This is a genomic window from Desulfoluna sp. CLI2B (genome assembly GCF_056847375.1).
Window position 1 is genome coordinate 918264 of record NZ_CP186557.1, and the last position, 13456, is coordinate 931719.

Sequence of the window (13456 nt, forward strand, 5' to 3'; positions counted from 1 at the left end):
CGCACAATCTAGTGTATCGAGGGCGCGCGAACTGTTCCTGTCCACGGGGCTGGCCCCTGTGATTCTGGCACCGGCATTCCAGGCAAACGTTTTTACGTCATACCCCTGGCATCTTGATTTTTCAATTTAAAAAACTTGTCATTCCTTGAGAAAGAACTTTGGATAATTTTCATGAAATGAATGGAATGTTTTGTCGTGTTGTGGCCGAGATGGGAGAGCGAAGAGTTCATGCAATTGTGGCCATTATCATAAGGGCGTATGAACGATACTTCTGCTTATTTCGAAATGAATAACTGTGGGATTTGTCAGTGAAAAAAGTGTTGACACATGAAAAGGATGGAATTAGGGTTGGACATAATAACTAGTTATTACGGAAATCATGGAATTCATGAAGCGACCCGACAGGATGTCCTACCATCCTGCCAGGCCTGACCAAAAACAACCTTCATCGGAGGTCGTCATGGCTACACGGTTTTTTACACCACACTCACCCCCTTTTCAAGTCGTATTTTCCTCACCACGCGCAATCTTGCGCTCCCTCAACCGGCGGTATAGCCGTTTTAAATGGCCCATGAACACAGGAAGTTCCGACTGACGGGCGGGAAAACGCCCCTTCGGATTTCTGCGTGCGTTCAAACAGAATGGGTAATAGCGGTGCTGCGTCTGGTTTCCTCTTGCGTTTTGCCGAAGGTGCGTTTTCCTTTTCCTGATGTCTGAGCAGGGCCTTTTGTTTTCGGGCAGGGCGATTTTTTTCCATAAAATCTTATGAAGATATCTATGCGGGCAATCAGGATCCGTGAATAGGGATTGATCAGCTTATAGGTGACACGGAGGCTTCGTGCTGCATGGCGTGATTTTGAAGGATCGACATTTGTGGGTTCTTCTGGTGCACGGAGTGCACCCTACGGGCTGAGGGGTATTGGAGCGCTGAGTACCATCGGGGTGACTTCTTTCACTATTTCTCTTCAGGGCCGGTGGCTTGTTGTTATTTGTCGATGGATGAAACGGTTGCTTCACATTCTATTCACCACTCCCCAATCACTACTGACTAAAAAAGGTTTCCACCATGACCTCATCAAACAGCCACTCCCCCGGCATGTTTTCCGGGTCGGAGATTTCAGAGTTGTGTGATTCCATCAAGGATATACATCGGTTGCTGCAATCTGTGGGTGACTTTATTGCGGAGCTGGAAGGGGCCGAAGACCCTTGCGGGAACGGCCTGCAACTGGATTTCAAGCGGTGGGGGATTCGGACCATTACTGAAGATCTGCTGGCCCGGCAGTATGCCAAGATCGACCGCATGGCGGCCATTTACAAAGAAGAGCAGGAGAGGATGAAAGGGCGGGGGGGCAGAGTTCGGGGTGATCATGGCTTTCGAGCGTCTGAGGGGTGAGATGCTCCGCCCGTTGTGCCGTATGGCGGTAGAGCGCCGTGAATCGTTCCCAGGCAGAGCCTGGGAACGAAAGATAGCCTGATACGTTTTGTTGCCTCTTACCCCCGATCTATATCACGGGCGCAGCCCGTCAGTAAAAGCGAAGGGGCGAAGCCCCGGAGCATGTGCGAACCTGGGATCCAAGGGCTCAGCCCTTGGCCGCCGGAGGCTTTTATTATTCGGCTTCCTTCCCTGCCTCAGCTGCCGGAAGGATCTTTGCGATGATACCGAGGAGCACCAGGGCCACGAGTCCCAGGGCGGCGTAGAGGCCCCAGCCGTTGGCCTGGAAGTGTTTGATCCAGTTGCCGGACCAGGTTGTTGTCTTGGGGGCCACGGGCTGGGCCATAACCTGGGTGGGCAGGGTTTCCATGAGCTTTGTGCGGACCAGGGAGAGGTCGTAGTCCGGGGCGGGGAGGGTCGGGTGCCCGCCGTGGAGGGTAAGGGGGCCGGGCTCATAGGCAAGAAAGCAGATGGATGGCGCGGTATAGACAGCCTCGGCTGTTGTGATGACCAGGGGCTCGTTGTCGTTGTGATCCATGAGGATGCGGATCTTGTTCTGGCCTTCGGGGAGGCGGGCCAGGGGGATCCTGAGGGTGGTCTCGCTGTCGAGGGTGTTTCTCCAGGTGACGGTCTTCCATGTTTCCCAGCCCACCTGTCCGGGTTTGGGAAGCTGGATGGTCACGGTGCGCCTGAAGATGCCCTCGGCCGACAGGTTGAGGGCCACCCACCAGGGGGAAGGCTGGGGCAGGGTGAGGTCCCAGGTGGTTCTGTTCTGGGCTTTGTCATAGTCCGGGGCAAGGGGCAGGGGGGTCGGCACGTTTTCAGTGCGGTCCATGAAAAAGGGCACCTGGGTCTCACCTTTTGCCAGGCGGATTCCTGCACGGTTGGGGGAAAGGCTTGCTTCCATGGGAAAGGGGAGCCGGTAGTAGCCGGGGGCACTTACGGCAACGGAGGCAGCCCAGGTAAAACCCTCGTTGGTAAAGGGGCCACCTTTGAGTTTGTAAGTGTCGGTGAGGGCCTGTTTCGTGAGATCCGGGTTTGCTTTGGCCTCTGAAAAGGAGACGACCTGATAGGGTGCCCGGTTCCTGTACCCGAGGCTGGTGAGGATCTGGGCTTCGGAGCCGGTGCCGGAAAGGGCGGTGTAGGAACCCATTTTGTCTGCAGAAAAGACGAGTCGGGGGAGAAAAAGTTCCACGGAGAGGGCGGAGGGGCTGCCCAGGTAGCGGCCCTTGGGATCCAGTTTGATGACCAGGGACTTGCCTTTCCACCTGTCTCTGATGGGCAGGGTGAGCTCATGGATCTTGTCGGAGACGTGCCTTACCGAGCCTTCAGCCATGGGCACGAAGGTGCGCTGACCGTTGCGGATCTCTTCCCTGCCGACCAGCCAGTCGCCCAGAAACTGGGTTTCGGTGGTGAGGCGCAGGGTGTCGATATAAAGGCCGGAGCCGGGCAACAGGGCACGAAGCTCGGTGATGTCGCCGGACTCGGACACCTGGAATTTCGGTGTGACGTTCTGTTTTGCGTAGTCCGTGCCTTCGGTGACGGAAAGGGCTGTGACGCGTTCCACAGAGATCACTTTTTGTTCAAAGTCACGGTCAAAGCCTTTGAAGATCAGGCCGAACTCCTGGTACGTGTCGGGCTTGATGGGGATCTCGCTCCGGGTCTGCCTGCCGGACCTTACAAGGGCTGCGTCTTTGGCAAGGACGATCCAGATGTCGTTAACCCGTGCCCTGACCTCCACCTTGCCCATTATCCTCGGATTGTCCAACGTCACATGAAGGGCGCTCACCTCATGGTCCGGGGCGTTGCACCGCCAGATAAACTCCCCCCTGTCGTTGAATTTTTTGCTGTAGGCCCTTAAGTCGTACCGATTCGTGGTGTCCGGCTCCCGCCAGTACAACTCAAAGGCGCGGCGGTTGCCGTCCGGGCCTTCCAGGGCAAGGTCCACGGCGTTGGGGCCGGTTTTTTCCATCAACTCCGGCGGCAGGACCGCTTCGGCAATACCCGGCTCGGGCACAAGGACCGACGCCCGGTTCTCCCATGTGTCGGCAGCATGGAGGGACAGGGGCGCCCCAAGAAGGGCAACGCAGAGGATAAGGGCATGAATCGGTTTCATATCAACTCCTGAGAACGAGAAAAATCTATTTAGTTTATGCCTCCGGCGGCCCTGCCGGGGGCTAAGCTTTTAAAAAAGTTTAACAAACAGATTATAAAAAATCGTTTGAATGAATGTCGTTTTAAGGCGGGTGTGATTTGCCCCGAGGAACGAGGGGCAAAACGCATCCGCTACCTGCTTTCAAGGTGGCACACCTTGCCGCCGGAGGCTTTTTTTCCTTATTTATCCATCCCCTTTGTCCTCACCGGCCAGGAACTTCTGGTAGATGACGGAGACGAGGATCATGACCACGGCCAGGCCTGCAAAGGAGCCCACGCGGTAGAGGTGGCCGAGGGACCAGAGGTCCCGGGTGAATATTTTGAGGGACGTGACGCCCAGAAGGGCGATGGCGGCCCATCGGGTCTGGTTGTTCCTGGTTCTGACGCCCACGGCCAGAAGGCCAATGGCAAAGAGCATCCATCCGATGCTGTAGGCCAGTTGTTTGGGAAGGCTTCCATTGGTGAGGAAGCTGAAGGGTTCGTCCGGTCCTCCGAACACGCTTGCGATCTCGATGTTGAGGATGGCAAAGGCCGTGACGGCAAGGGCCACACCCCAGAATGCACTTGGCTCAGGCTTGGGAAGGGGCCAGGGGGTGGGGCGGGGCTTTATGGTGAGAAAGGTCAACAGGCCCAGGGCTCCGATGTAAAGGAGGGTGGGGGTGTTGGCCAGTGGCGTCATGAGACCGAAGGCCTCGCTGAACCGCAGGGGAAAGAGAAGGGCCTTGGCCAGGCCAATGATGGCCAGGACGAGACCGGCAAGGCGAAAGGGGCGATCCAGGGCCTTGGGCCAGTGGAGCATGGCCGTGCCGTAGAGGATCCACAGGGCGGCCGAGGCCACGGCTCGGTAGGGTGTCTGGCTGAAAAAGAGGGTGAAGGGCCGTCCCGTGGCCAGACCGGTGCTTAAGGCCAGGGCGGGCAGGGCAAACCCTGCCACGAGCAGCACGGCCAGGAGCAGGTTGCGGGAATAGCCGTTGAAGGCGTCCGGAGACTCCTTTTTAAAGGTAAACCAGGCCATGGCAACAAGGGCCAGGCACGCAAAGATGGCCGGGTTGGCCCAGGGGCCCATGGTGGCGATGGCCTTGGGCATGAAAATGGGCAACAGGACAAGGCCGGTGCTGCCGGAGACAAAGAGCAGGAGTCCTGCAAGGCGCATGGCGATGTGAAGCCGCGGCACGCGCCAGGTGGCGGCGCCGAACCCGGCCCAGGCCAGGGCGCAGGCTGCCCAGTGGGCATAGGAGTCGTCGGGGATGAGGCTGTGGGAGGAGCCGGACCCGGAGAAGAGGTCGGCCACGGCCAGGTTGGCCAGATAGAATCCCGTGACAAGGCTTATCCAGAGAAAGACGTTGGGCAGGTCCATGCGGCCCAGCTTGCGCCCGGGCCAGGGGCTGAGTTTGACGGCGGCTCCCAGGGCCGCGGTGCAGGCTGCCACGGAGAAAAAGGCCGGGTTGAGCAAGGGCAGGACACCCTCTGCGCTCATCCGAGGCAGGGCGGTGTAGAGGACCAGGAGCCCGGACGGGGCCAGGCCCAGGGAGACCCATCTGAGGCCCGGGTGTTCGATGCGCCTGTTTAGCCAGAGCAAAAGGGCGGACTCAAAGACCAGAGCCACCCCGAGCCATCCGTGGGGAAGCAGGAGCACGGGCAGGGCGGAGATGTAAAAGAGAAGGACCCCGCCGTGAAACGCGAGAATGCCGTTGCGGTGGGGGCTTGCCTCCAGCCGTTTTAACAGGATGGTGACAGGCCCAATTTTAAGAAGGGCAGGGACCAGGGGCAGCCAGCCCGAGAGGTCTCCGGGCCAGAGGATCTTTGCGGCATACAGGGCAAAGAGCATTTGGGCCAGCTCAAAGAGGGCGGCGGCGTGCCAGACCACGGGCCATTTCTTCTGCTGAGAGAACAGGAGAAAAGGAAGGGCCAGGGCGGCAACAAAGAGCGCCGAGGACCAGGTAACGGCGGAAAAGAGAAGGGGGGCGCCCCACTGGCTGAAGACCCAGGCCGACTGGGCCGCGGCCGTGGCCACAAGGGCAATGGCCCCGGTGGGCTGAAAGCCCGTCCGTCTGCACATGAACAGGCAGAGCCCCAGAAAGGCCGTAAGGGTCACCATGCCTGCGTGGGGGTAGTGGGGATGGCGCACGGCAAAGGCGGCCCCCATGAGGAGAAAGAGCCCCACGGACGGTGCTGCGGTGAGCCACTCCTCCAGTTTGAAAAAGGGGGTGGCAAAGCCTTTGGCAGGGGGAAGGTCCAGCCGGGCCAAAAGGGCGGGCATGGACCTGATCAAAAGGATCATGGCGGCCATGAGGAGTGCGCCCGCCATGAGGGCAAAGGCGAAGAACCCGAAGCCGATGAAGGAGGTGGGCACGGCAAAGAGCCAGTAGAGACCGCCTCCGACAAAAAGTCCCAGAAGGAGCAGCACCTGGAGAAAGGCGCCGACAAAAAGGCTTATGGCAATACCCGCGATCTGGAGGATCAGCAGCACGGGCCAGAAGAGGGGTCCTGCAAAGGGCGTTCCCGCAAGGGCCAGGACGGTTGCCGCCACAACAGCCGCGGGAAAGAGCTTGAGCCAGCGGAGGATCATGTCGGAGTGGCCGTTGCGTTGGATAAGGGCCACGGGGCCCAGGCCTCCGGTCACGCCGTAGACAAGCAGGAGAAGGGTGCCTGTCGAAGCGGTCTCGGCACCAAACCGCATGGCGACCCAGGCCAGCACCGGAAGAAAGGTAATGGCAATGCAGGGGACAACCCGGTGGTGCCATGCGTTGTTGAAAAGTCCAAGGGCCAGGGCGGCAGCCGAGGTGGCGGTGAGGATAAAAAGGGGCTCCCAGCCCGGTTTGGCAAAGGTGAGGAGCAGGGCCACGGCAATGGGCGGCAAAAAGGAGAGGAACCCCGCCCACCTGACGGACTGGTCTGTTTCGGGGTTGAGCTGTTTTGGTGCGAGAAAGAAGGCGAACAGCCCAGGAATGGCGCCCCACATCACGGCCATGGGAAAGGCAGGGCCTGAGCCAAGGGTGGCGAAGGTGGCACATCCTGCGGTGATGAGGGTACCTGTTGCGGCCACAAAGAGAAGGGAGGGCGCGGCAAGGAACGCCGAGACCCTCTGAAGTCCCACGCCCACCACGGCCAGGTAGGCAAAGAGCAGGATGAGGCTCCCCTGGCCGCTGCCCAGGAGCAGGGGGGTGACATAGGCGCCCACGGCTCCCAGAATGGCGATGGAGATGCGCCGGTAAAAAGCGGAGAGGGCAAAGGCCGCTGCCGAGATAAGGGAGAGGATCCCGAAGCCCATGGGATTGGGGATGTAGTGATAGTAGAGGGTGGCTGCAAAGACAACGCTGTACAGAACCCCGATGCCCCCTGACGCCAGGGTTTGCCTGAGGATATCAAACCGCAGGCTTTTGACCCGTCCCGAGGCGATAAGCAGGGCCGTGCCCGTGGCCGCGCCGATGGCCAGGCGAAGCTGGGCCGGGATGAGGTTGTTGTCGATGGAGTACTTGACGAAGAACCCGGCGGCAATGAAGAGGGCCAGCCCCCCGAGCCAGGCAAAGAGCCGGGCGCCTGCAAAGAGTTCCCAGTCCACGTTTTCCTTGAACCGCTGCCATTGGGCGGCCCAGGTGCTGCGCAGGGTGGGGCTGGGGGCAGGGGCGGGTTTGGGTGCGGCAGGTGTTGCCTGGGGCTCCCTGATGAAGAGGGCTGGCGGCGCAAGCAGGATGCGGCCTTTTTGAAAGCGCGGGCGGGCCGGTTTCTTTTCCGATGGCGCCCTTTGGGGCTCCGGTGGAAGGTCGAGGAGCATCTCATCCAGAATCTCGTCATGGGATGGCGTCTGAGGGGCTGCGGTCGCCCGGGGCGCCCTTTCTTCATGGGCCGCTTCTGCGGCAGACAAGTCCTTCAGGGCTGTCTCAAGGGCATCGATACGCCTGGAGAGCTGCTTGTTGACGTTATTGAGCCGTGTAAACACGCAGATCGCGAGGATGGCTAAGAGCAGGAAATACATGGGACACCGAAATAGCAGACGTTAAACATGCGCGCCGGAATGATGGGCATGGGGTGCACCGGGCGCATGCAGTGCAAGTGTGTGAGTTACGGAGGCCGACACAAACGTGTGTGACAGATAAAATCGGCGTGGTGGCACAGACCGGGCAGATGGGCAGGTGCTGCCGGGCGTTATCACGTGGGCGTGTTCCCGGTGCTGCGACACATGGTTTGTCACTTTATGGGGTTATCAGGAACATTGCAAGATCAAAGGGATGGGCGGCTGAGGCAGGGCTGTTTATGAACGGCTTGTCAACGGAGCGTCACGGCGGGCGACGCCGGAACGGACAGGGAACATACTGTGGGGCGCCGCCTGCCCGGCAGCGCGGAGCTGGGTCGGGCATGACGGGCATTACCCTCGTAAATTCAAAACGTCACGGCAATTTCATACACTCCGTCGCTCATGGTCACCTTGCAGCTCTCCCCGAGCTTTTTGAAGACGGCGAGCATCTGGCGGTTGGAGCTGAGGACATCGGCGGTAAAGCCTTTAAGTCCCCTTTTTTTTGCGATGTCCGTGAGCATGTCCAGCATGCCGGTGGCAATGCCCATGTTCTGGAAGGCTTCGTCCACAACAAAGGCAACCTCGGCGTACCCCTCCTTTCTTCCCTTGACGAACCGGCCTTCGGCCACCAGGCGCTCCTTGTCGGCCCGGCCCGTAACGCCCACGATGGCCATGGTGTCGGTGTAGTCGATGTTGACGTACTCCTGCATCCTGGCATGGGGCATGGCCGTCACCGGGGTGAAGTAACGGTAGTAGACGGCGGTGTCCGAGAATCGGTAGAAGAGCTTTCTCATGCCCTCTTCGTCGGAGGGGCGGATGGGACGGAAGTGGATCACCTTTCCTCCCTTGAAGGTCCGGGTGCGGTGGATCTCCGAAGGGTAGGAGTGGGCGGAATCTTCCAGGAAGATCTGGTCCGGGTAGAGGATGTGGCTGTCCCGGGCGGCGGCCACCAGGGCGGCGCGGTCGTCGGGGTGGGCGATTTCGATGAGGGCCTGGGCCCGTTCCCGCACGGTGCGCCCTTTGAGGCTGGCCACCCCGTATTCGGTGATGACCAGGTCCACGGATTCATGGAGGGAGAACTGGTTGGGGTAGTTGTCCACGCTGCAGATGACGTTGGGCTTGCTTTCCAGGTTTCTGCTGGACAGGGCGAAGATGGTGCACCCGCCCCGGGAGATTTCGGCGCCGTTGAAAAAGTCGATGACCTCCGAAGGCCCGGTGGCCACGTTGCCTTTGCCGGTGTGCAGGGCAAAGCGGCCTTTTAAGTCCACCTTCCGGGCGTGGACGATGGTGACCACCGAAGGGTTCTTACCGATCTGCATGGGGCTGAAGACCCGGTTGATGGCCTGGAACTCCACCATGGGGTTGCCGTCGAGCCACTTTAAAAGTTCTTTGGACCCCAGGGCGTAGGAGGTCAGGGATTTCCCCTGGTAGATTTTTTTGTTCCGGTTGGTCACGGCCCCGCTGTTGATGAGGTCCATGAGGGCGTCGGTGACAAAGGGGCTGTGGATACCCAGGTTCTTTTTGCCCCGCAGGTGGCGGGGAAGGGCCTCGAAGAGGGGGCCGATGGAGTAGGAGATGCAGCTGCCGTCCTCGATGACCGAGGCCACCTTCTGGGCCACCACGTCAAAGACCTTGTCCACGGGCCAGCGGTCAAAGGTGAAGGGCGGGTCGTCGGAAAGGACAAAGCAGTCGAAATCCGAGATGGGCACAAAGGTGTCCCCGAAGGTGCGGGGGACGTTTTCATTGATCTCGCCGATGACCACGGTGGCCTTGTCGATGGCCTGCCGGGCCACGTCCACGGCGGTGCCCAGGCTGCAATAGCCCGAGTCGTTGGGCGGGGAGACCTGGATCATGGCCACGTGGACGTCGATGTGGTCCGAGGCAAAAAGGTTGGGGATCTCAGAATAGCGGCTGGGGATGTAGTCCACATGGCCCTTGGAGATGGCGTCGTCGGCCACCCATCCGGAGAAGAAGGTCTTCAGGCGAAAGCGGTCGGCCGAAAAATTCTTGGAGTTGACGGCATCGCCGAAGCTGATGATCTGGATCAGCTCCAGATCCTGGATGTTGGGCGCGGCAGAGGCCAGGAGGGCCCGGACCATGGTGCGGGGTTCGGCCGCACCGGTGCCGATAAAGATACTCATCCCGGGTTCGAGCTCTTCTAAGGCCACTTCCGGGGTCACGATCATCTCTTGAAGCACTGTGGAGTAGTCTCGTACCATGGGCAACGTGTCTCACTGGAAAGGGAAGGGCAGCCAGCCGACACCGCAGGGGGCGGGGGCGGTTGCCGAACGGTGACGTCCGTTTCGCCACCGTTCGGGTGATCATTGTTTTATTAAGGTAGTCGTTGCCGAAGGGAAAAGGAAGCAAAAAGTGCGGGGAAAGGGGATATTCCGTTTGACGGGTGGTGCCTCGGGGCTCCGTCGGGCCGTGGGGCCGAAGCCTCAGGCCTGGAGGGGATGACTGCGCTTTCGGTCGGCGGCCAGCTCTTCCAGGCGGGCCTCCACCCAGGCCCGGAGCTTGCGGGTTTTGTCGAAGTTTTCCGAATGGTAGTTCAGGACCCACCAGAGCTTGTTGAGGGCCTGGGGATCGGACTCAAAGTGGGCGAGGGTCTCCTTGAGGGACTGGTAGCGTTTGGGGTGCCGGGAGAGTTCTTCATAAAGATCCCGGCAGGATCGGATGGTGTGGGGCGGGAGCTTGAATGAGGCGATGGCTGCTTTGCTGATCATGGGGCCTCCGAAAACGTCAAAGGGTGATCCCGCGCCAAAAGGGCCTGAAAGGCCCTAGGTGCGCCTGTGGCGCGGGAGATCCGTCTTGTTCATCTGAAGACACGGGAAAAACTCAGTGCATGGATGGATTGTATGTCTGGGGTGGTCGGGATGTCTATAGGGGAGATTCCCGATTTTCAGGCCGGTTTCCCGGGGCGATCGGGGGATGATCACGGGGTGTGGTTCAGGGCCTCGGTGGGGATCTCCAGAACCAGGCGGAAACCGATGTACCCGCTTTTGTCCCCTGCGTTGTCGCTGTTTCTGTGAGCGCCCCGGATGCTGTCGATGCCGTGGAACCAGCTGCCGCCCCGGCTGACGCGGAAGTCACCCCGCACGGGGCCCTTGGGGTTGCGGGCCATGGGAAGCTCGGGGTAGGGGCCGTACCAGTCGCTGCACCACTCCGAGACGTTGCCGTTCATGTCGTAGATGTTCCACAGGTTGGATCGCCTGGTGGCCACCTTGTGAGGGGCGTCCCCTGAGTTGGAGCGAAACCAGGCGTAGGCCCCTGCGTCACCGCCCGGCTGGTCCCAGGGGTCTGAGGAGCCGGTGCGGGCGGTGTACTCCCATTCGGCTTCCGTGGGAAGGCGGAAGCGGCCCTTGCCTTTGTACCGGGCGTTGAGCCGGGTAATAAAGCGCTGGACATCCTGCCAGTAGATGTTTTCCACCGGGCAGTCCCCGCCGCAGTAGGGAAAGGCGGAGGGATTCTCGCCCATCACGGTCTCCCACTGGGCCTGGGTGACCTCGGTGGTCTGCATGTAAAAGGGGCGGGTGAGCCGGACCTTGTGGAGTCGTTCGTCCGGGAGGCGGCCCGGGGTGTCCTTGGGGCTGCCCATGGTAAAGGAGCGCGGGGAGATAAAGACAAACCGCATGCCGGGCAGGGGGCCTTCCACCGCGTTGCTCAGAGCCAGGAGCACCCGGGCAGCAGGGAGCTCGTCCGATCGGATGCGGGCAAGGCGCCTCACCTCGTCAAAGGGTTCTGAGGTGCCCACGGGAAAGCGCATCAGGGGGGCGTTGTCCGGTCCGGTGACGATAAAGGCGGTGAGGTTCAGCTCAATGCCGTCGTTTTCTGCGGGAACGGGGGTGTAGTAGGGAAACACCTTGAGATCGTGGCGGAGGCGCCAGATGGTTTCGGCGCGGTCACGGTCCGGGTACGTCCAGGTATCCCGGTAGAGGGTTTCGTTGTGATTGATGGTGACGGGAAAGCGGAAGGTGTCGGCGTCGGGGCGCTGCACCGTGATGGTGGCGGAGTCCCGGGAGACAATGCACCCTTTCTCCTGAAGCAGGTCGATGGTTTCGGCCAGGGGGGCCAGGCGAATGAGCTGGGATTCGAGCCAGTCGACCTCCACCTCGGCCACCTGGATGCGCAGGACGCCCCGCTTTTCTATGTCGGCCAGGGTGTCATGGTTGGCGGTGCGTACCCTGTCGAGCTCCTTGCGGTAGCTGGCCAGGCGCTCCTTATATTCTTCGGTGGTCTCGAACATGCCCCTGGGTTTGGGGGGCTCCGGGCTCTCCAGCCTGAGGCTGTTGAGCTTCAGGTAATAGGCGCGCTCAATCTCCTGGAGCCGGGTCCGGCGTGTCTCGTCAAGGGCGCGGCTCAGGTCCCGGTATCGCGCCAGGGCTTCGGTGAGGTCGGGCAGGACCCGGGAGCTGACATCGGGCAGCTCGGCGGCGAAGCAGGGGGTGACCAGCAGGAACACGGCGATAAGCGGCAGGATCAATCGGGGCATGGCAAGACTAACTCTTCTGGCTGACGGTATGTTGGTGACGGATGCGCCGGAGAAAGGCCATGACATCGTCGATGAGGGGGCCCTCCGGGGTCTTTGCCGCGGTGGTGATGCCCAGGGCGTATCCGCCCACGGGAATGATAATAAGCGAGGTCTCCGGCCCTCGGATGGAGACGCTTGCCGGAGGGGCAAAGGCCGTGTTCTCGGTAGCCCGCGCACTCTCCTCGGCAAACCGGGCCAGCTCCTGACAGAAGGCGTCGCTATGGGCGGTGTTGCCCGCCATGCGGCGACCGTTGGCGGAGACCAGGCAATAGGAGTCCACACCCTGTATGCGGGCGATTTTGATAAAGTCCAGTATGGTGGTCATGGTGTCCGGTTTCCTTTAGCCGGTTTTTCGCCGGAAGTGAAGATCTCTTTAGCATTTTCGGCAAAAACCCGCCGCTGGCCCGGATCGGTGATGGCCTTGGCCAGGATGGCTGCAAAGCGGGGCAACCCCTTAAGGTCCGGGTCCTCCCGGTCGATCCATGAGTTGAGGGCCTCGTGGAAGGGGGCCTGGGGCGGAGCACCGGTCACCCGCTCCAGGAGCTTCATCAGGGGGAGGAGCCAGGGGCTCATGGGGCCTGCGATAAGGGCTTCGGGGGTGATGATGGACAGTGTCTCTTCCTGGAGCGCCTCGGGGCTCTTGGGCAGGCTGCGGGTTGCCTCTTCAAGGGCGTCGATGGGGGCTGTTCCGCAGTCGGGCTGGTGGTGTACGGCCAGAACCCAGGAGAGGGGCAGCTGTCGCAGGGTCAGGCCTGTGTCCCCCAGGGAAAGGTGCACTTCATGGCCTTCGGGGAGAAGCCGCACAGCCTCATGGTACAATTTGTTGAGGCGGGGCAGGGGGCAGGACGGTGCCTGATTCGTGCCGTTGGACCGGGAGTGGTCCACGGTTTCGTCGGGGGTGATGACAAAGAGGCTCAGGAGGGCCGGATGTCTGCTGAAGATGGCGTTGATTGTGTCCATAATGTCCGGATCGGCCAGGGCCGTGGCGGGGTCGGGGTACAGTCTTCGGATCAGGAGAGGGGAATGTTTCCAATTTCCATCAACGGTAAACTGCAGGGGTATCCGCCCGGGAACCTCTGAGTTGAAAGCGTAAGAATGGTTGATAGCCACTCGAAAGTGTATTATCTCAAATCATCGTGAAACAGCCGTCGGCGGGCGAAAAGACGCCTGCCGGGGGCTTTTTGTTCTTTAAATATTAAATCGGTCGTCGGTTTTGCCGATGAAGGTAGTATATATGAACGCCAGGAACGAGTCAAACGAGTGATTACATGGTGGAAGGGGCACCGACGGTCAGGTCCGCGTCGGTCATGCCGCAGAAGGAGGG

8 protein-coding genes are annotated in these 13456 nt (G+C 60.5%); 1 reads left to right on the forward strand and 7 read right to left on the reverse strand.

The features are described from left to right. Positions 1–1066 precede the first annotated feature (1066 nt). Positions 1067–1393, forward strand: coding sequence for a hypothetical protein (locus ACOYW2_RS04465; protein WP_482769545.1), 327 nt, complete (start codon positions 1067–1069; stop codon positions 1391–1393). A gap of 214 nt (positions 1394–1607) precedes the next feature. Here the strand turns inward: ACOYW2_RS04465 and ACOYW2_RS04470 are convergent, their stop codons facing one another. The 7 genes from ACOYW2_RS04470 to ACOYW2_RS04500 all read right to left on the reverse strand — a co-directional run bounded on the left by ACOYW2_RS04470 (position 1608) and on the right by ACOYW2_RS04500 (position 13092). Beyond that, the gene (locus tag ACOYW2_RS04470) at positions 1608–3548 is read right to left on the reverse strand and encodes a hypothetical protein (protein ID WP_482769546.1); all 1941 of its coding nucleotides are present in this window, start codon (positions 3546–3548) and stop codon (positions 1608–1610) included. 222 nt (positions 3549–3770) lie between these two features. After that, a complete protein-coding gene (locus ACOYW2_RS04475; RefSeq protein ID WP_482769547.1) occupies positions 3771–7562 on the reverse strand; it encodes a DUF2339 domain-containing protein in 3792 nt (1263 codons plus the stop codon). A 404-nt stretch (positions 7563–7966) separates the two neighbouring features. Beyond that, positions 7967–9820, reverse strand: coding sequence for a GNAT family N-acetyltransferase (locus ACOYW2_RS04480; RefSeq protein ID WP_482417266.1), 1854 nt, complete (start codon positions 9818–9820; stop codon positions 7967–7969). Between the two features lie 222 nt (positions 9821–10042). After that, positions 10043–10327, reverse strand: a complete 285-nt coding sequence (locus ACOYW2_RS04485) for a hypothetical protein (RefSeq protein ID WP_482417265.1) — start codon at positions 10325–10327, stop codon at positions 10043–10045. Positions 10328–10536: 209 nt separating this feature from the next. Next, positions 10537–12093, reverse strand: coding sequence for a formylglycine-generating enzyme family protein (locus ACOYW2_RS04490; RefSeq protein ID WP_482769548.1), 1557 nt, complete (start codon positions 12091–12093; stop codon positions 10537–10539). A gap of 7 nt (positions 12094–12100) precedes the next feature. Then, positions 12101–12457 carry a hypothetical protein gene (locus ACOYW2_RS04495; RefSeq protein ID WP_482417263.1) on the reverse strand — a complete coding sequence of 119 codons (357 nt, stop codon included), beginning with the start codon at positions 12455–12457 and terminating at the stop codon, positions 12101–12103. After that, positions 12454–13092: a hypothetical protein gene (locus tag ACOYW2_RS04500; protein ID WP_482769549.1), complete on the reverse strand. Its 639-nt coding sequence runs from the start codon at positions 13090–13092 to the stop codon at positions 12454–12456. The genes ACOYW2_RS04495 and ACOYW2_RS04500 overlap by 4 nt, the downstream gene beginning before the upstream one ends. Positions 13093–13456: the final 364 nt, after the last annotated feature.

Coding starts and splice junctions, on each gene's coding strand:
- ACOYW2_RS04465 (WP_482769545.1), top strand. CDS start 1,067: ATGACCTCATCAAACAGCCACTCCCCCGGCATGTTTTCCGGGTCGGAG.
- ACOYW2_RS04470 (WP_482769546.1), bottom strand. CDS start 3,548: ATGAAACCGATTCATGCCCTTATCCTCTGCGTTGCCCTTCTTGGGGCG.
- ACOYW2_RS04475 (WP_482769547.1), bottom strand. CDS start 7,562: ATGTATTTCCTGCTCTTAGCCATCCTCGCGATCTGCGTGTTTACACGG.
- ACOYW2_RS04480 (WP_482417266.1), bottom strand. CDS start 9,820: ATGGTACGAGACTACTCCACAGTGCTTCAAGAGATGATCGTGACCCCG.
- ACOYW2_RS04485 (WP_482417265.1), bottom strand. CDS start 10,327: ATGATCAGCAAAGCAGCCATCGCCTCATTCAAGCTCCCGCCCCACACC.
- ACOYW2_RS04490 (WP_482769548.1), bottom strand. CDS start 12,093: ATGCCCCGATTGATCCTGCCGCTTATCGCCGTGTTCCTGCTGGTCACC.
- ACOYW2_RS04495 (WP_482417263.1), bottom strand. CDS start 12,457: ATGACCACCATACTGGACTTTATCAAAATCGCCCGCATACAGGGTGTG.
- ACOYW2_RS04500 (WP_482769549.1), bottom strand. CDS start 13,092: ATGGACACAATCAACGCCATCTTCAGCAGACATCCGGCCCTCCTGAGC.